The organism is Mucilaginibacter conchicola (genome assembly GCF_003432115.1).
Taxonomy (GTDB): domain Bacteria; phylum Bacteroidota; class Bacteroidia; order Sphingobacteriales; family Sphingobacteriaceae; genus Mucilaginibacter; species Mucilaginibacter conchicola.
Genome location: NZ_QWDC01000001.1, coordinates 631,440 through 650,308, shown reverse-complemented (window position 1 = coordinate 650,308; position 18,869 = coordinate 631,440). Strand labels below are relative to the sequence as shown.

Genomic DNA, 18,869 nt, shown 5'->3' with positions numbered 1-18,869 from the left:
GGTATGCCCAATTTTGAGCCGAATTAAAACTTAAACACGATGAAAAAATATGTACTTAGGTATGGCGCCATCGCCGCCACAATTGTAACGCTTTGGATGCTGGGTAGTATCAGTTACTGCTATGCCATTGGCACGTTTGAAGGTAACATGTGGTTGGGATATGCCTCAATGCTGTTGGCGTTCTCGTTTATTTTTGTAGCCATCAAAACCTATCGCGATAAGCAGAATGCTGGCGCCATCACATTTGGGCAGGCTTTTAAAATTGGTTTGTACATCAGCCTGGTGGCATCAACAGTTTATGTTATTGCCTGGCTTATCGATTATTATTTCTTCATTCCCGATTTTATGGAGAGGTACACCGCCCGCAGTATTGAACGGATACAGCATAGCGGTAAAAGCGCCGCTGAAATTGCCGACGGGATAAAAATGATGCACAGCATGGAGAAAATGTACGGTTCAATTTTCGGGGTGATACTGCTTACTTATATGGAAATATTGCCTTTGGCCCTGGTAGTGAGCCTTATTAGTGCATTGATATTGAAGCGCAAGAACAGGAATGGCGCAGTAGCTGCTTTGAGTTGATTAGTCATTTCGGGCGAGCGATAGCGAGGAGAAATCTTGTTATTACAAAAAAGTGAAACTTACAGATTAACAGGATTTCTCGCCTCGCCCCTTCGTACAACCCCAACACTGTTGGCTCGAAATGACTTGTTTTATGCACCCCTCTCCATTACAGTATAGCACAGTATGCTAAAGCAGAGTGCCTTAAGTAGGTTTGGTATAACCCAAAAACAACCTGCTTATGATATTTTTTACAAAAACGTTCCGTACTGTTTTCTGCTGCGCTGCAGCTGTACTGTTCACCGCGTCATTTATGCTGATGGCATGCAGCAAGAAAAATATAACGCCCGATAATAACAGTAATAGCAACGGCGGCAACAACACCAATAACCCGCCACCCGCCGAAACCAAAGGTTTCACCATTCAGGATACTAAAATCATTGGGCCAGATGGTAAAGAGTTTGTGCCTGTAGGTATGAATGTGAACGGCCCGTATTGGCCATGGGCGCACGCTACACTGCCCGATGTGGGGCTTATAACCGATACCTGGAAATTTAATGCCGTGCGCCTAAATTGCTGGCCCGAGTTCAGCAATATTAACCAGAACAACACTGATATGGATGGCATCATCAAAGCTTTCACGGATAAGAAGGTAGTGGTGATGGTAGAGGAACATAACTGGACGGGTAAATATCCAACACCTGCGGAACTTACAGGCTTATCTGCCTGGTATAAAGACCTTGCCGTTAAATACAAAAACAACCCTTACGTATGGTTCAATATTATGAACGAACCCGGGCCTGCCGGTACAGATGTACCCGCCGATTGGCTGAACGACCATGACGCCGTTATTAAAACCATTCGCGATGCGGGTAACAACAACGTTATTGTTTGCGACGAGCATGGCTACGGACAGGCCGGTGGATACACGCAGGGAGCAAAGCAAAGCGGTATTTTGACTTACGGCACAAACCTTACCGCCAAATACAAAAACATAATGTTCTCTCTGCACACCTATGAGTCGTGGGTGTATGGCGATACCCGCCTGCAAAACTATATTAATGATGTTACGGCTAAAAAGCTGGCGCTAATGATAGGTGAGTTTGGTGTAGGTGCGAATATATCAAGTGCAATTGCCGCTATAGTTTATAAAAACGCCGTGCCAAAAAACATTGGTCGTATAGGCTGGCAGTGGGATGGTACCGATGTACACAAACTAACCACAACAGGCTCCGGCGGCGGGTATGCTATAGATAATGTATCAGGGGCTAAGCCGGGCAACCTCAGCTTTGTGGGCAATTTGCTTTGGCTGGATACACATGGGGGCGTAAACCTAAACGGCGCCGAGATGACATCGCCTGCTGTGCTGGCCACCAACCTTAGCTTTGAAGACGGCAGCCCGCAAAACACTTCAAAAAGTATCGAGAACTGGATAAATTTTGGCTCAGCCGAACTGGATAATACGCCGGCCAACCTAAACAACGGACTTTATTCTGTAAAGATCCCATCAGGCGGGGCCAGCGGGGCAGGGCAGGTGATCTACCTGGCGCCGGGCACCACTTACAAAATAACTGCCTGGGGTAAAAATAGTGCTGCCACCGTTGCGCCGAGCAGCCTTGGTATCAAAATAACCAACACCCAGGGCGGTGCCGAGACACAGATCGTATCGTTAGATTTTACAGCAAGCGGTAGCAGTACCAAAACCGCCACTTTTAGCACGCCCGCTACTCTGAACAGCGTATTCCTTTTTGTTTACAAAAGCGATGCAAACATTGATTTCTGGCTGGATAACATCAGCATACAAAAGCAATAAATACCCCTTTAACCTGATTACTATAATACGTTGATTTTGATTTGAGCACAGCGTTGCCGTACACGATATGGTAACGCTGTTTTTGTTTGATAATCAATAGGTAAGCGCGTGCTTCATAAGCCTTAATACAGCACAGCACGGGACAGTACAGAAACCAGCACACTTACCCGTATCCTTGATATAGGTTAAAAGCCGAACAACTTTCATAAACCAACCAATTAAACTTAATTATTAACTATTATGAGTAAAAATTTACTTCATTTTTCCTTTGGCAGGAGAATGCTCATGCTATGTTTTGCCCTGTTGTTTTCTGCAGCGGCGGCTATGGCGCAGGGGCCAATTTCCGGTAAGGTGACAGACAATCTTACTAAAGAACCGGTACCCGGTGTTACCGTATCCCTAAAAGGTAACAGCCGCGTTGGCGTTATTACTGATGCCGGCGGTAACTTCAAAATAAACGCATCAACTAATGATGTTTTGATTGTATCAAGCGTGGGGTATACCCGTCGAGAGGTAGCCGTTACAGGTAATAACATGGCTATAACGCTCGAGTCGGAGTCAAAAGCTTTGAGCGATGTGGTTGTTATCGGTTTTGGTACGCGTAAAAAGAAGGACGTTACCAGCTCTATCTCTACCGTAAGTTCAGACCAGATAGAGAAAAGCACAGCACTAAGCCCGGAGATGGCCTTGCAAGGGCAGGCTACAGGTGTTAACGTTACCTCTGCCGGTGCCGACCCTACGGCAAGGCCAACCGTGCGCATCCGTGGTGTATCTACGTTTAACGCCGCCGAACCGCTTTACGTAATTGACGGTATCCCTTTTCTTGAAGGTGGTGCAGGTAAGCAGGTTGATGAAACAAACGCACCTACTTTGCGCGGTACGGTAAACATCTATAACATCATTAACCCGGCTGATATTGAATCTATCTCGGTATTAAAGGATGCGTCTGCGGCAGCCATATACGGTGTACGCGCGGCAAACGGTGTTATCCTCATTACTACCAAACGCGGTAAAAAAGGCCAGATGCGTATAGATTTTGATGGACAGTACGGCAAACTGAGCGTACCTAAAACTTATAAGGTTTTAAATACCCAGCAGTACACCAAATACTACACCGATTTTTATAATGCATATCCCGAATTAAAAAATAACGCTCCCGTGCCTATTGGCCAGTCGCAGGATTTTGGCTCTTTCTTTGACCCGGCAAGCCCTAACTATATTGGTAATTTGCCTACCTATGATTGGCAGGATGCTATCCAGAATAAGGATGCCAGCCTGGTAAATTATAACGTAAGGGCAAGCGGCGGCACCGAGGCTACTACCTACAACTTATCTGCCGGTTACAGCCGCAACGATGGCGCTTTTAAAGGGATCAATGCAAACAGGTACTCTATCGCCAGCAACGTTGATTCTAAATTTGGTAAATATGTAAGTGCCGGTTTAAACCTGCGTTTGGTTCAGGGTAAATCAAACCTGGGCCAGTTTGGTGGTTTTACTAACGATCTGCAGACCTACCGTGCAGCTCCTTTCCAACCTATTTATGGTAACGGAGCTAACGGCTACGCACCGCTGTACAGTCTTACTCATCCGTTAACTCCCGGCCAGTTTACCGAGGGTGTTGATTATAACAAGATCTACGGCGTTAAATCAACCAATATGAACAACTATCTGGGTGCTTTATCGCTTAACAGCAGCACCAGCAACAACCAATCGGTAGTTGGTAATGCGTACATCCAGATCGAGCCGGTAAAGAACTTAAAGATCAAAGGTATCTACAGTGGTACACAATTTAGGGTTGAGCAAAAAACCTATACCGATTTTGGTACCTGGCAGTTCAGCGAAACGCCTAAGAACCCTTATGATGGCTATGCAAGTCCGCCGCTTGGTTCAACACCAAATGCCCTGGGTATGATCAACAGCGTAACCACCAGTATCCAGAAATCTGTTAACATCAACTACAATCACAGCTTTGGTGATCACAACATCGACCTGACAGCTGATGCATCGCAGCAAACGTTAAAATGGGTTTCTTATGGCCAAAACGGTTCTATATACACTACAGATCCATCATTACGTTACTATGGTGTAAGTCCTGATAGCAAGAGTTATTACAGCAACAATGCTGATAACGCAGTTATTGGTTTATTAGGCCGCGCCAGTTACAACTACAAAAGCAAATACTACTTAGATGCGGTTTACCGTAACGATAGGTCATCGCGCTTTGCGCCGGGCAACCGTACGTCAAATAACTATGGTTTCTCCGCCTCATGGCGTATAAGTGCCGAGGATTTCATGAAAAGCCTTACCTGGATCAACGACTTGAAACTGCGTGGCGGTTACGGTGGTTTGGGTAACGACCAGACTACTGCCGGTTGGAAATATCTATCGGCTGCGGGCACACCCGTGCCATCATACAACCTTGGTGATGTACAAACCAACAACCCGGGTATAACCTTCCCTAACTTTGCCAACGTAGGCCTTACCTGGGAAAATAAATACACTACCAACGTAGGTTTTGATGCGGTAATGTTCAATAATAAATTCAACGTTACGGTTGAGTATTACAGGGCAGTAACCAAAGGTATTATCCAAAGCTATTTGCCACCGCCAAGCTCAACTATCAAAAACAATGTTGATGTGAACATAGGCGATGTATTAAACCGAGGTTTTGAGTTTAACGTTGGTTATAATGATCGTTTTGGTGATATCGGGATCAACCTGTCAGGTAATTTAACCACCGTGCATAACGAGGTGTTGAAACTGTACCAGCACCAGGCATTACGCGGCAACGGCTATTCATTAGAAGAAGGCCAGCCTATCGGTTTTCTTTACGGATACAAAGTGGGCGGCATTTTCCAGAGCCAGGCAGAGGTTGATGCTTACAAAGCAAAAATTAACGATCAGAATGCCAAAGCGACTGCGCCTGGTGATATGTATTTCCAGGATATCCACGGTTCACCAAAGGCCGGATCAACTGCCTACAATAATACACCTGATGGTATAGTGAACTCAAACGACCAAACCAATATTGGTAACACCATACCTAAATATGTTTACGGTTTCACTATCGGTGCTGATTATAAGGGCTTTGATATCTCGGCGTTCTTCCAGGGGAAAGGTGGTTTCAAGAAATACAACTATGCGCGTGCCGCAGGCGAAACTGCAGGTGCTTTCCGCAACCAGTTTGTATCAGTACTTAATGCCTGGACACCAACCAACACTAATACCGATATGCCGCGCGCAGTTTACCAGGATCCTAACGGTAACTCTCGTTTCTCAGATCGTTTTGTTGAGGATGGCGGTTACCTGCGTTTCCAGAATCTTACCGTTGGTTACACCTTCCCTAAAGCATTGTTAGGCCGTACCAATGTGTTGCAAAATCTGCGTATCTCATTAACCGGTATCAACCTGTTCACCGTTACCGATTACACAGGTATCGACCCGGAGAATGATTTCTCGCCAAGTACACGCCAGTTCCTTTTAGGGTTAAAGGCATCATTTTAATTATCCAAATTTTTCAATCACATGAAACCAAAATATATCAAGTTTTTAACAGCAATGTGTGTGTCGGTAACATTTACCTACACCGCCTGTAAAAGCGTTTTAGATGTGCCGCCGCCTACACAAAGCGAAGACACGTATTTTAAAACAGAAGGGGAATTTCGTACGGCAACCTTAGGCGTTTATGCTACCTTAACAGATTTTTACAGTTCGGCAAGTGCCAGCGCAGGTGGTAATGCCATGCTTAAATCGTTCTACCTGCCCGGCGATGATCTTACCATCAGCTCGGCAAATAACTACGAGATCTTTAAAGGTCTTACATCAAGTGATGCCGATCTTAGCTATTTTTTCAGGAGTAACTATATAATGATAGGCCGCGCCAACAAAGTGTTAGAGAAGGTAGAAGGCGCAGGCGATGGCGTATTTACCACGCCGGGGCTTAAAGATGCTATAAAAGGTGAGTCGTTATTTTTGCGTGCATTTGCATTTTACCAGTTATGGAATATGTTTGGTACTGCGCCTGTGGTTACCAAAACCTTCACCTCGCTGAGCGAATTGAACAACCCAAGTTCGCAAGGTACCCAATTGCTTGACCAGGCCATTACTGATCTTACCGAGGCTGCCAACCTGTTACCGGCAAGCTGGGGAGCAACAGATAAGGGCCGTGTTACAAAGAATAGCGCTAATGCGCTGTTAGGTAAAGCTTTGGTATTCCGCGCAACAGTAAATAAGTCTGCTGCCGATTATAATTCAGCTGTATCTGCGTTCAACAAAATAAGTGGTGCGCAGTTGGTGGCCAACTTTGAGGATAACTTTGATTACCATCAGGGTAAAGAGAACAATGCCGAGTCTATGTTCGAGTTTCAGGCAGGCCAGGCAATGGTAGGCGCAGGCGGCATGAACGCCTGGTTAGCAAATGACCAGTGCGACTGTGGTGCCGCAGGTGCTTATTACCTGATGTTTTCCAGCGAAGGCCAAAATTATATGGGTGGCGGGTTTTATTTCCCAACGGAGAAATTTAAAAACATATTTGAAGCGGGCGATCCGCGTTTGCAATACACTTTTACAGCCGATAAAGGCAAAGTGGTAAAATACATTCTTAACAACCAGTTAGAGGGTGGTGTAAACTCTATTAACAATTATCGCATTTTACGCTATGCTGATGTGTTGCTTTTAAAAGCTGAAGCCACACTACAGGGCGGTGGCAGTACAACTGATGCAATTGGCCTGATAAACCAGGTGCGTACTCGTGCGCGCAATATGGTTGCAGGCGGCCTTATCCCCGCAAACCTTAACACAGGCGAAAGCAATAAAGCCACCATTATGCAATGGATAATTGACGAGCGTTTACGCGAACTGGGTGCCGAAGGCGGCCGCTGGTGGGATCTGAGGCGTTGGGCTATAGGTGGTGTAATAACACTTAATAATGCTTATTTCAGCTCAAATCTTAGCGGGCAGATAGCTTTTGATTCGCATTACCTGTATTTCCCGATACCTGATTCTGAGAAAAATAACAACCCTAACATTGTTCAAAATCCTGGTTATAATTAATGGTGCGTTAATTATGAGTTAGTTATAGTTGAATGAACGGACAGGAGAGGTAACTCTCCTGTTTTGTTTACACATCTCGCCTCAGATAAATTAATTTAATTATAACGTTACGTCTCTTTTATTCGTAAAACATCTACAAATAACAACTGATGGCTAATTATTTCAGGTCGATATTGATCATTTTTTGCTGTAGTATTGCACTTACTGCAGCTGCTTCCGGGCCTAAAGCCGATGACGAATGGCGTGTTCAATCGCCTGATAAATCTCTTCAGCTTACTTTAAAGTTAAATAATGGGCAGTTGTCATATTCAGTACAAAACGGTTCATCAGAGGTAATGCCATCTTCAAAACTCGGCATTGAAACTACTGATGTAAAGTTTACTGATAGATTAAGTTTTGTAAATACAGATACACGCCGCATAAATGACATATACGTATTGCCTACAGGTAAATATCGCGTGTATCATGCCATGGGCAACCAAACCAGCGTTACGTTCAAAAACGACAAGAATAGCCAGGTGGTTATCGATATGAGGGCTTATAACGATGGCATCGCGTTCAGATATCGTTTTCCTGATGCCAACAAAGTATACACGCTTACCAAAGAGTTGACCGAATTTTCGGTACCACAAGCATCAGCCTGGATGGAGCCTTATGATCACGACCCGGCTTACGAAAATATATATGCCAATGGTATCCCATCCGGCACGGCTTCAAAAGATACAGCAGGTTGGGCATTCCCGGCTTTATTTCACACTCAGAATCAATGGTTATTTATCTCTGAGAGTAACATAGGCTATGAAAATGCAGGGACACACCTGCAGCAAAATTGCGATAACGGTGTATACAAAATTGCATTTCCGCTGGCGGGAGAGGGGTTGGGCCAAGGCAGTCAATATCCTGTAGCTAAAACGCCTTTTGCTACGCCCTGGCGGGTGATCATAACAGGCCAAAAAGCTTCTGCGGTAGTGGAGTCTGTATTGATAGATCACCTGGCGGAACCCAACGCCATTGGCAATACCAACTGGATAAAACCCGGCCGCTCGTCATGGAGCTGGTGGAGCGACCATGCCAGCAGCCGTAACGTTAAAACTTTAAACCGGTTTGTAGACCTGGCGGCCAATATGAAATGGGAATACGCTTTGGTTGATGCCAACTGGAACAATCTGGTTGATGGTGGTAATATCCAGGATTTGATAGCCCATGCCAGGCAAAAGAAGGTAGGCTTAACGTTCTGGTATAACTCCGGCGGGCCGAATAACAATGTTACCGAGCAACCGCGCGATGTGATGTTTGACCCGGTTAAACGTAAAGAGGAATTTAAAAAACTACGCGCATGGGGTGTTAAAGCTATCAAAGTAGATTTCTTTCAGAGCGATAAACAGAACGTGATGCAGCTTTACCAAGATATTTTGAAAGATGCCGCCAAGGAAGAGATCATGGTAATATTTCATGGCAGCACTATGCCTCGCGGATGGCAGCGCACTTATCCTAACTTATTATCAATGGAATCGGTGCGCGGGGCAGAGAATTATGGTTGGTCAAAGGATTTTGCCAATGATGCTGCGCAGCTGAATACTATCTATGTTTTTACCCGTAATGTTGCCGGATCAATGGATTATACACCGGTAACTTTCTCAGATTATAAATGCTGCCCGCATTTAACTACCAATACGCATGAACTGGCTTTGAGCGTGATATTTGAATCGGGCATGTTGCACTTTGCCGATAGTGACTCATCTTACTACGCCCAGGATGCAAAAATAAAGCAGTTTTTGAGCACTGTACCCAATACCTGGGACGATGTTAAACTGATAAGCGGCGAACCGGGTAAGGATGCCATTATAATGCGCCGCAAAGGCAAAAGCTATTACATAGCCGGCATAAATGGCGAAGCTACAGCTAAAAGCTGGGTGATAGACCTTGACTTTTTGAACGACAGAAAAGCCTACCACGGCACTTTATATACTGATGGTAATACCCCGCATGAAATAGCGCACCGAGACCTTGTTGAAGAGCAAAAGCATAAAGTTGCAGTAACGGTAATGCCGCGCGGTGGTTTTGTTTTAGAATTGCATCCATAATACAACTTAATAACAACGAAAGGTCGGCAATTTGCCGGCCTTTTTCATTACAGTACAGGGCAGTACACAAAAAGCAAAGGTTGCACATAGCTTTAGCTTATGAGATATAGGTTAATCTTTACGGCTGCTTTAATGTTGCTGGTATTCAACCATGTTTCGGCGCAGGATATAGATTACAAAGGCCTGCCCGAGTGGAGTTGGCACAAAAAGGGCAATACAGAATATTATCTGTATACCCCAAAAAACATGCAAGCGCGAAAGAAATATCCTGTAGCGTTATTTTTGCATGGCTGTTGCGGTGTTGATGACCATGCAACGCTACGTAATGTGGTGGATGCACCGGCACGTATGTGGCACAGTTTCGGTGAAAACAAGCAGCGCGTACCTACTTATATCATCGCCCCGGCAACTTCAAAAGGCTGGGCACAGCACTTCCCTGATCTGAAGGCTGTGATGGATAGCCTGATCACTTCCCAAAATGCAGATGCCAAACGTATGTACATTTGTGGCTTTTCCATGGGTGCCCAAGGGACTTTCACCTTCATTAATCAATATCCCGATTATTTTGCTGCTGCTATTACTATGGGTATGAAGTTCAGTGGCGACTCATTGAAAGTGAAGAATGTACCTATGTGGGTAAACCAGGGCGAAACAGATTATTACAGTCGCCCGTTACGCAAACAAGTTAAAATGCTGCGGGCCTTAAATGGAAATGAAGCGGATACCGGCGCTACATGGAATACCGGCGTAAACCCGCGTTACAGCAATTTTAAAGGCTACGGCCATGTAATGATGTGGGAAGGCGCCACCCGGCAGGATCTGCTGAGCTGGGTTTATTCTAAAGTAAATGACAGTAACAAATACCCTAATGTTTATTTCAGCAATCCTGCTTATGGTAGTGTGGTGGAGAAACAACCACTAAAACTCTTCATCAATGCAAATGACCCGGACGGTAAGGTTGTTAAGGTTACGGTGTTTGTGAACCATAAATTGGTATCGACGTTGAACAAAGAGCCTTATGTAGCAGAAATTAATCCATCCGCAGGCAAAAACTTTATTGAGGCTGTTGCCACAGATGATAAAGGAAAATCGCATTCAGCAACGCTTATAGTGAATACCGCTGCACCTTTAGTAATAACTACCAAAGCGTTGCCTGTTGCAACCGCAGGCAAGTATTACAACGCCAAAATCGAAGCAAAAGGCTTTGGGCAAATACATGTTACAGCAACCGGCTTACCTGCAGGTTTAGAACTTTATCCTGATGGTGCTTTAAAAGGCATCCCAATAAAAACAGGTAGGCTTAAAGTGAACCTGCGTTTTGCAGATAGTACTTCATCGTTAAACAAAACCTACGCGCTAAAAATCAAACCTAAGTTTGCCAACGAAGTGTTGGCGACTGATGTTAAAAATAAGGATGGTGTAAGCTATAAGATTTCGAAACTAATGAAAGGCGAAACGCCAAACTTCAACAGTAAAGACACATCGCTAAGCATTTATCCCGAAGAAATAAGCTTCAGCAACCTTGGCAACTACGAAGGCTTAACCTACATAAAAGGCGATGTGAATGATACCAGCCGCACAGAGAAAGACTTGCTGCGCTTTAACGTAGATGAAAAGGTAACCGTTTATGTAGCCTACGAGGTGCACGACCTCAAATACCATTCAACTATACCCAACTGGCTAAAGGATTTCAAGAAGGAGCCTGGCCAGGTTGTTGCCCAATACCGTTATTTCAACGTTTACGCCCGCGATTATCCTAAAGGAACGATTACGCTGCCGGGAGCGGATGCGCGTAAAAATGGCGTAAGCACCAATTATTTCGTGATCATAAAAAAGCGGCAGTAAAACTGCCGCTTAAAAGCCTCTCGCAAAAACTCCCTAAAAGGAGACACTAATCTTTATAATGATTCGCGGATGATCAATTTGAACGGGTTCTGGATTTTCTCGCGCTGGTTACCCATGATGAGCAATGCAGCAGTTTTACCCATCTCGCTATGGTCGGTTGATATAACAGTAATACCATCAAGTAATATTTCTTTAAGCGGAGTATCGTTGTAGGAAATAATACCCACATCTTTACCAGCTTGTAAGCGTTTGCATTTGCAGTTTTTGATCAGGTTCACCAGATCAGGCTCTTCAATCACAATGTAGGCCTCGTGTTTTTCAACGGGAGTATCCTGGTCAATATCTGATATTACCTGGTACTCAAAACCATGCTGTATACAGAATTTTTTAAAGCCCAGCGCAATCTCAGCAGGGTAGTGGGTAACGCGTGGGAATACCAGGAAAAGTTTCTTGTATTTACTCAGCAGGTGCTTGCCTGATTCCAGGGCACTGATAATATCATTTTTAAAGTCCTGATAAACGGCAGCGCAATCTTCTTTGGTGTCGTCAAGTTCTTTATCAAGCAGTATCAGTTTATCAGATGGTAAGCGCTTAATGAGTTTAAAGGCATCGTCGGCACCCTCGTAAAAATGTGGCATTACCACATAATAATCGTAATCGTTACGGTAGGTATCCATCAGGCTTTCAAATACTTTGCCGCTGCCGTGATGGATCTTCAGGTCAACCACAGCATCCTTACCTAAGGTATCTACAAATGAATTATATACCAGTTTTTTGTAGTTACTTATTTTGTTGAACAATAACAATACGCGGTATGATCCGCTAACATCCGTGCGGTTAATATAAAAGCCTTTTCCGCGCACAGGCAGGATGATCCCCCTGTCCTCAAGCATATCGTAAGCCTTCTGCACGGTGTCACGAGAGAGGTAAAAGGCTGCGCTTAGCTCGTTGATAGACAGTATCCTATCACCTTTTTTTAACTTGCCCTGCTTAATTGATTTGGTGACCGAATTAATGATCTGGATGTACTTGGGCGTTTTGCGCTCGCAATCAATTTCAAATATCTGGTTCATAAGAAAGCTTTATATTGGTATATACAGCTAACCCTTTACCTTAATTTAACCCTACCTTTAAAGCAATATTATTTACAACTGGCCAGGTTAATTACTTCACTTTTTAAGGTAGTGTAAACCCACGCAGCCGCACTGCATCACTTTTACATCTGCCAGTTGCATATTAATAGTTGCGGGCAGGGTAACCTGTTCAAACATACGCGGGCCGGGGCCAACTATGGCAGGCTGTATCACCATGTAAAACTCATCAACCAGCCCGGCGGCTATCACCTGTTCGCGCACGCTCATGCCGCCAATAGAGATCTTTTTGCCCGGTAACTCTCTTAACCTGCGCACTTCTTCTTCCAGATTACCGCGGATGATACGCGGGCCGCCCTCAACCTCTTGCATGGTTGTGGATATCACAATGGTATCCGTGTTCTGAATGCGTTCTGCAAACTTGTTTCCCCCTTCGGTGCCCGACATGGTTTTGGCTACTTCCATCCAGTAGGGGTTAACAATCTCGTACATTTTGCGGCCGGTAATGGTAAGGTCCACATCTTTCAGCAAGTCGGCAAAGTATTCATGTATCTCTTCGTTGCCATTAAGCTTGGTATGGTCATAACAGCCATCTATACTGAAATTCATGGCGCAGATAACGTTTCTCATAATATTGGTTTTAGGATGGATATAATATCAAAGATAAGAAGCCATACCCACAGACAGAGAGACATATACCGACAAATGTACGGGGCTTTTACGTCAGAATTTTATAATGTATCAACAGCACAGGGCGTGACAGTTTGCCATTTTTGCCGGGCTAACTTGCATAAGGCAGTTAAGTGATTTAGTTTGCTTAGTTGTTCCTTTCAGACAAATTTATATTGGTAGAACAAAGCCCGGGCGCTCGTCCGGGCTTGTTCATTATGTATTAACTGAAATAAATTCGTGTATTATGCTCAGGACAAAAGCTGGCTTACAGCCCAAAGCCATGCAAGCATAAGAAATCTTTTTGCAATCAGTTCGCGGCGCATAATTTTAAGGGCTCCGGTCATGTGTTTTTCTATGGCTTTTATTGAAACCTGTAAGCGCTCCGCAATATCCTTATTACTCAAATGCTGTTCTCGGCTCATCAGGAATACTTCGCGGCTGCGTTCGCTTAACTGCTTTAATGCTTGCTGATATTGTTTCTGCAATACTTGCAGATCGTAATTATCATAAGATAATGCAGCCGAGGGCGATTTATAGGCTATCTGCTCGTGATGGCGCTGGTGTAGCAACTCGTTGCGTATCTCGTTAAGGATACGGTTACGCAGGCAGGCGCCAAGCCAGCCTTTTAATTCGGTAATGTGGCTTAAGTTGTTGCGGCTATTGTAAAGCGATACAAATACTTCCTGTACCATATCCTGTGCAACTGCTTCATCGGTAAGGCGGCTGGTGGCCATACGGTAGAGGTAGTTTACATACCTATTATAAAGCAGCTCAAATGCGCCGGCGTTGCCTTGTGCAAGTAATTGCAGCAGTTCAGCATCAGTTTGGGTAGAGCTATCCTTAAAGCGTTGCATCTGAAATAATTGGTGTAATAAAATTAGGAAGTTTAAAATTTCATATTTGAAGTATTCTATCAAGTTTTTGCTAAAAATTACCAACATCAGATAATTATGTTGGTAGGGTTTAAATTATCTTAAGGGTTTAATACATAATCATGGCCAAAAACAACCTTTCTGATCTGTTAAAGCGATATGCCGATGGCACCTGCACCGATGAAGAGCGAAAGCTTGTAGAAAAACTGTACCAGCAAAATGCCAGTGAGGCTTTCAGTAAGGAGCCTGATAGCTTTCAGCGGCAGGAAATGTTCAGCAATATACTTCAGGACATAGAACAGCAGGAAGCCACCCCGGAGCCTAAACGCTCATCTATATATAAATGGGTTGCTGCTGCCGGTGTGGTTTTATCGATAGGCGCGGGCTTGTGGTTTTGGAAAAGCAATCCGCAACTTGTAAATACTCCAGATACCATCGCCTTTAAGAATGATATCGCCCCCGGCAAAAACAAAGCTACGCTCACCCTTGCCGATGGCTCTGTTGTGGTGCTTAACGATAGTAAACAGGGGCAGATCACCAAACAGGGCGATGTGAAGATCATTAAGCTCAACGATGGTCAGCTAACTTATAAGGCAACCGATGGGCAACCTGCAGAAACGATGATGAATACCATCAGCACACCGGCAGGGGGGCAGTACCAGGTTATGTTGCCCGATGGTACACATGTTTGGCTAAACTCGGGCTCATCATTGCAATTCCCCGTGCAGTTTGCAGCGAACCATCGTGATGTGACGCTAAAAGGTGAGGCCTATTTTGAGGTAGCTAAAGATAAAACCCGCCCGTTTACAGTTGATGCCGGCGAAGTGGATGTAAAAGTACTGGGCACGCATTTTAATGTAATGGCTTATGATAATGAGCAATCCGTAAAGACTACGTTGCTCGAAGGTTCGGTAAAAGTAACCACCCCGCATTCGTCGGGACTGCTAAAGCCCGATCATATCGCGTCGGTAGATAAACAAGATGATGCCATCGCCATAACTGATGCGGATACCGAGCAACAAGTGGCCTGGAAGAATAATCTTTTCTGGTTTGCATCGGCAGATATACACCAGGTAATGCGGCAACTTGCCCGCTGGTATGATGTAGATGTGAAGTACGAAGGGAAAATTAGCAAAGCTTTCTCCGGTACCTTGCCACGCGGCTTAAGTGCCATAAAACTGCTTACCGTACTGGAACAAACCGGCGGTGTGCATTTTAAAATAGACGGAAGAACAATAACTGTAATGCCTTAATACAATTAAAACTATTTGCCTATGAAAGAAAAGATCTTTTACTAAACATCATATCCTTTCTCGTACCGCCATAAAAAAACCGGAAGTGTTGGCCCACCTCCGGTTATAATTTGCATGGGGACGAGCCTTAACAATTGTGCGACAACCGCTATTACTAACCCCAAAACATACAAAAATATGCTTTTGATATTTAATTATGCAATTAAACGAAGCAAACTTCAAACGCTATACGCATACGTTAGAAAAACGCTATTGATAATGAAGATTACTGCATTGATACTTTTAGTGGCGTGTTTACATATAAACGCTGCAAGTATTGCGCAAAAAATAACCCTTAAGCAAAAAAATGCTTCGCTGGAGACGGTATTTAACCAGATCCGCAAGCAAAGCACTTATAACTTCATTTACACTACTGATGTTATAGGAAAAGCCAAAACGGTTACCATCGATGTGCAAAACGCCGACATTGATAAAGTGTTGGCTATATGCTTTAACAACCAGCCGCTAAGCTACTCGTTGGTAGATAATGTAGTGATAGTAAAGGAAGGCCCTACACCCATCACCAAAGTTGCCGAAGTGCCCGACCCCATACGTGGAAAAGTGGTGGATGGTAAGGGCCAGGCCGTAGCTGGGGCAAGCGTATCGGTAAAAGGTACCACGCGCGGCGTTATAACCGATGCCAATGGTAATTTCTCTATCAACGCAACAAAAGGCGAAACGCTGGTAGTATCCTTCATTGGTTTTGATCCTACTGAAACTACGGTAGGCGATACCAACCCCATGCAGATAACCCTTGCCGAATCTACCAAGCAACTGAACCAGGTGGTGGTGACTGCCTTGGGTATCCGCAAGCAACAACGCGCTTTGGGCTACTCTACCACAGAGGTTGCCGGCGATAAATTTACCCAGGCACGCGAAACCAATATAGGTAACGCCCTTACCGGCCAGGTGGCGGGTGTGAGTGTATCAGGTGTATCTACAGGCCCATCAGGTAGTAGTCGCGTAGTGATACGTGGTAATGCTTCATTAAAGGGCCGTAACCAACCATTGTATGTGATAGATGGTGTGCCGCTGGATAACAGCAACCAGGGCTTTGCCGGTGCTTATGGCGGGTCTGATTTTGGTGACGGATTATCAACCATTAATCCTGATGATATTGCCAGTATACAGGTGCTTAAAGGTGTGGCGGCTTCGGCACTTTATGGTTACCGAGGTGGGAATGGTGCTATTTTGATCACCACCAAATCGGGCCAGAAGAATGCGGGAATCGGTATCGAGCTGAACAATAACTTAACCTTTAATCAGGTTGTTGATCTGCGCGATGATATTCAGTACACCTACGGCCAGGGTTTCAACGGCGTAAAGCCAGCTACTGCCGCCGCATCATCAAGTGGTTCGCTGGCCAGCTGGGGCGCTAAAATAGATGGCTCGCCCTTTGTGGATTTCGCGGGGAATGCCCGTACTTATTCGGCTCAGCGCGATAACTACAAGAACTTCTTTAAAACCGGCGTTACCAATCAAACATCAGTTGCGCTGAGCGGCGCTAATGATAAAGGCCATTTCCGTTTGGGCTTATCAAACCTGTATTTAACGCAGGTGCTGCCCAACTCCAGCATGAAACAACAGGGTATTAATTATAATGCTGAGTACAACATCACACCTAAGCTGACTGTAAACCTAAATGCCAATTACGTTTTTGAGAACGTAAAAAACAGGCCGTCGTTCTCGGATTCGCCGGGCAATGCCATAGCTACGGTGAATACGCTGGGTTCAACATTTGATATCCGCTGGCTTAAAGATGCCGTTGATGCAAACGGCAACGAGATAGTGCCGAATCAGGATAACCCATACACCAATAACCCATACTTTGTTACAGGCTATTTCCAAAACAAGACCGCCCGTAACCGCTTAACCGGCGGTGTAACTTTACGTTATAAATTTACTGATTACCTCTCGCTGCAAGGGCAGGTTACCCGCGACGGCTACGTGTTAGACCGTACCGAGATAACGCCTACCGGTACCGCCTTTATGTATGGCGATAACGGTTTCCTTACCCAGATAAAAACCGACTACCACGAGCTGAACTACAACTTCTTGCTTGGTTTTAACAAAACCTACGGCGATTTTAAAGTGCATGCCAACGTGGGTGGTAACTCGCAGGAAAACGTGAACAGCACAGGTGGAATTTATGGCGCTGGTCCGTTTCAGGTGCCGTTCTTTTACAGCCCGAGCAATATTGTTGATAAGCCGTTTAACTATGCTTATTACAGGTACAAGGTCAACTCGTTTTTTGGCAGTGCAGATCTGGGCTACAAAAGCTGGCTGTATCTAACCGTCACCGGCCGTAACGACTGGTTCTCAACCTTAAGCCCTAAATCAAATCGTTACTTCTATCCATCGGTAAGCGGCAGCTTTGTGTTCTCAGATGCATTTAAGATGCCGGCGTGGGTAAGCTTTGGTAAGTTGCGTGCCAGCTACGCCAACTCATCAAACGGAACTGATCCTTACCAAAACCTGTTAACCTATCGCCTGGAAGGTTACAGCATTAATGGCCAGCCTATAGGTAATATCAACCAAACCAAGATTCCTAATAAAGATCTTCGCCCGATAGAGATAAGTGAAAAGGAGATAGGCCTGAACATGCAGTTCTTTGATAATCGCTTAGGTTTTGATGTGGCTTACTATGATAAACAAACCACCAATGATATCCTTGATGTGGCGGTAAGCTCATCGAGTGGTTATTTAAGCAATGTGGTTAACGTTGGTAAACTGCGCAACCGCGGTTTTGAGGTATTGCTGACAGGCTCGCCCATCCGTACTAAAGATTTTGCGTGGAATACCTCATTCAACATCGCCATTAACAACAACAAAGTGCTGGCCTTAACCCCGCCTGATAATAACCCGGTGGCGGTTAATGATGATAATTATGCCCGCTGGGGCGATGCTGTAAGCATACAGCATATTGTGGGCATGCCTTATGCCCAGATAATGGGTACAGCCTACAAGCGCGACGGCAAAGGCAATATTGTTTACGGTGCCGATGGTTACCCGCTAACCAGCAGCGATACGCCTGTGCCGCTGGGATCTGCCATTTACAAAACCACAGGCGGTTTCAATAACGATTTCCGTTACAAAAGCCTCAGCCTGTCGTTCCTGTTCGATTTTAAGTTTGGTGCCAAGATCTATTCCGGCTCCAATGTGCTTTATTATGATAACGGTGAGCAAACCAAAACCTTACAGGGCCGCGAAGGTGGCTATGTTGGTCCGGGTGTGAATGAGGCAGGACAGCCTAACACGGTATCTGTGCGTGCGCAGGATTATTTCCACCAGATAGCAACCGGCGACCACCAGATCTCAGAAGAGTTTCTGTATGATGCCAGCTTTATTAAGTTGCGTTCGGTATCGCTGGGTTTTGCCTTTCCGCAAAAAATGCTACAGGGGACTTTCATCAAGGGACTGAATATTTCTGTAGTGGGCCGCAATCTGGCTATCCTGATGAAACACACACCTAACATCGACCCCGAATCAAACCTGAACAACACCAACGCGCAAGGCTTGGAGCTGTTCGGTTACCCATCGGTACGTAACATTGGTTTTAACCTAAACGCTAAATTCTAAACGGTATG

At 44.9% G+C, this 18,869-nt stretch carries 11 protein-coding genes; 8 read left to right on the top strand and 3 right to left on the bottom strand.

From position 1 onward, the window contains the following. Positions 1–39: 39 nt before the first annotated feature. The 6 genes from D0C36_RS02785 to D0C36_RS02760 all read left to right on the top strand — a co-directional run bounded on the left by D0C36_RS02785 (position 40) and on the right by D0C36_RS02760 (position 11,355). Entirely contained in the window at positions 40–582 is a 543-nt protein-coding gene (locus D0C36_RS02785; protein WP_117390054.1) for a DUF4199 domain-containing protein, read from the top strand. 220 nt (positions 583–802) lie between these two features. After that, positions 803–2,374 carry a cellulase family glycosylhydrolase gene (locus tag D0C36_RS02780; protein ID WP_117390053.1) on the top strand — a complete coding sequence of 524 codons (1,572 nt, stop codon included), beginning with the start codon at positions 803–805 and terminating at the stop codon, positions 2,372–2,374. A 240-nt stretch (positions 2,375–2,614) separates the two neighbouring features. Further along, positions 2,615–5,878: a SusC/RagA family TonB-linked outer membrane protein gene (locus D0C36_RS02775; protein ID WP_117390052.1), complete on the top strand. Its 3,264-nt coding sequence runs from the start codon at positions 2,615–2,617 to the stop codon at positions 5,876–5,878. A gap of 21 nt (positions 5,879–5,899) precedes the next feature. Beyond that, the gene (locus tag D0C36_RS02770; RefSeq protein ID WP_117390051.1) at positions 5,900–7,426 is read left to right on the top strand and encodes a RagB/SusD family nutrient uptake outer membrane protein; all 1,527 of its coding nucleotides are present in this window, start codon (positions 5,900–5,902) and stop codon (positions 7,424–7,426) included. A gap of 149 nt (positions 7,427–7,575) precedes the next feature. Beyond that, positions 7,576–9,510 (top strand): glycoside hydrolase family 97 protein, encoded by a 1,935-nt coding sequence (locus D0C36_RS02765; protein ID WP_117390050.1) that lies wholly within the window; start codon positions 7,576–7,578, stop codon positions 9,508–9,510. Between the two features lie 99 nt (positions 9,511–9,609). After that, the gene (locus D0C36_RS02760) at positions 9,610–11,355 is read left to right on the top strand and encodes an Ig-like domain-containing protein (RefSeq protein WP_117390049.1); all 1,746 of its coding nucleotides are present in this window, start codon (positions 9,610–9,612) and stop codon (positions 11,353–11,355) included. Between the two features lie 53 nt (positions 11,356–11,408). Here D0C36_RS02760 and D0C36_RS02755 read toward each other — a convergent pair whose 3' ends face one another. From D0C36_RS02755 to D0C36_RS02745, 3 genes are all read right to left on the bottom strand, one after another. Next, positions 11,409–12,428 carry a GntR family transcriptional regulator gene (locus D0C36_RS02755; protein ID WP_117390048.1) on the bottom strand — a complete coding sequence of 340 codons (1,020 nt, stop codon included), beginning with the start codon at positions 12,426–12,428 and terminating at the stop codon, positions 11,409–11,411. A 96-nt stretch (positions 12,429–12,524) separates the two neighbouring features. Further along, the gene (locus tag D0C36_RS02750; RefSeq protein WP_117390047.1) at positions 12,525–13,076 is read right to left on the bottom strand and encodes a dihydrofolate reductase family protein; all 552 of its coding nucleotides are present in this window, start codon (positions 13,074–13,076) and stop codon (positions 12,525–12,527) included. A gap of 290 nt (positions 13,077–13,366) precedes the next feature. Next, entirely contained in the window at positions 13,367–13,972 is a 606-nt protein-coding gene (locus D0C36_RS02745) for an RNA polymerase sigma-70 factor (RefSeq protein WP_158557063.1), read from the bottom strand. Positions 13,973–14,112: 140 nt separating this feature from the next. On the opposite strand from D0C36_RS02745, the gene D0C36_RS02740 reads away from it, so the two are divergent. Then, the gene (locus D0C36_RS02740) at positions 14,113–15,243 is read left to right on the top strand and encodes a FecR family protein (RefSeq protein ID WP_117390045.1); all 1,131 of its coding nucleotides are present in this window, start codon (positions 14,113–14,115) and stop codon (positions 15,241–15,243) included. A 258-nt stretch (positions 15,244–15,501) separates the two neighbouring features. Continuing rightward, positions 15,502–18,861 (top strand): SusC/RagA family TonB-linked outer membrane protein, encoded by a 3,360-nt coding sequence (locus D0C36_RS02735; RefSeq protein ID WP_158557062.1) that lies wholly within the window; start codon positions 15,502–15,504, stop codon positions 18,859–18,861. The last annotated feature ends 8 nt before the right edge of the window (positions 18,862–18,869 follow it).

What these genes read in the sequence shown, in the direction of transcription:
- D0C36_RS02785 (WP_117390054.1), top strand. Translation starts at nt 40, where the DNA reads ATGAAAAAATATGTACTTAGGTATGGCGCCATCGCCGCCACAATTGTA.
- D0C36_RS02780 (WP_117390053.1), top strand. Translation starts at nt 803, where the DNA reads ATGATATTTTTTACAAAAACGTTCCGTACTGTTTTCTGCTGCGCTGCA.
- D0C36_RS02775 (WP_117390052.1), top strand. Translation starts at nt 2,615, where the DNA reads ATGAGTAAAAATTTACTTCATTTTTCCTTTGGCAGGAGAATGCTCATG.
- D0C36_RS02770 (WP_117390051.1), top strand. Translation starts at nt 5,900, where the DNA reads ATGAAACCAAAATATATCAAGTTTTTAACAGCAATGTGTGTGTCGGTA.
- D0C36_RS02765 (WP_117390050.1), top strand. Translation starts at nt 7,576, where the DNA reads ATGGCTAATTATTTCAGGTCGATATTGATCATTTTTTGCTGTAGTATT.
- D0C36_RS02760 (WP_117390049.1), top strand. Translation starts at nt 9,610, where the DNA reads ATGAGATATAGGTTAATCTTTACGGCTGCTTTAATGTTGCTGGTATTC.
- D0C36_RS02755 (WP_117390048.1), bottom strand. Translation starts at nt 12,428, where the DNA reads ATGAACCAGATATTTGAAATTGATTGCGAGCGCAAAACGCCCAAGTAC.
- D0C36_RS02750 (WP_117390047.1), bottom strand. Translation starts at nt 13,076, where the DNA reads ATGAGAAACGTTATCTGCGCCATGAATTTCAGTATAGATGGCTGTTAT.
- D0C36_RS02745 (WP_158557063.1), bottom strand. Translation starts at nt 13,972, where the DNA reads ATGCAACGCTTTAAGGATAGCTCTACCCAAACTGATGCTGAACTGCTG.
- D0C36_RS02740 (WP_117390045.1), top strand. Translation starts at nt 14,113, where the DNA reads ATGGCCAAAAACAACCTTTCTGATCTGTTAAAGCGATATGCCGATGGC.
- D0C36_RS02735 (WP_158557062.1), top strand. Translation starts at nt 15,502, where the DNA reads ATGAAGATTACTGCATTGATACTTTTAGTGGCGTGTTTACATATAAAC.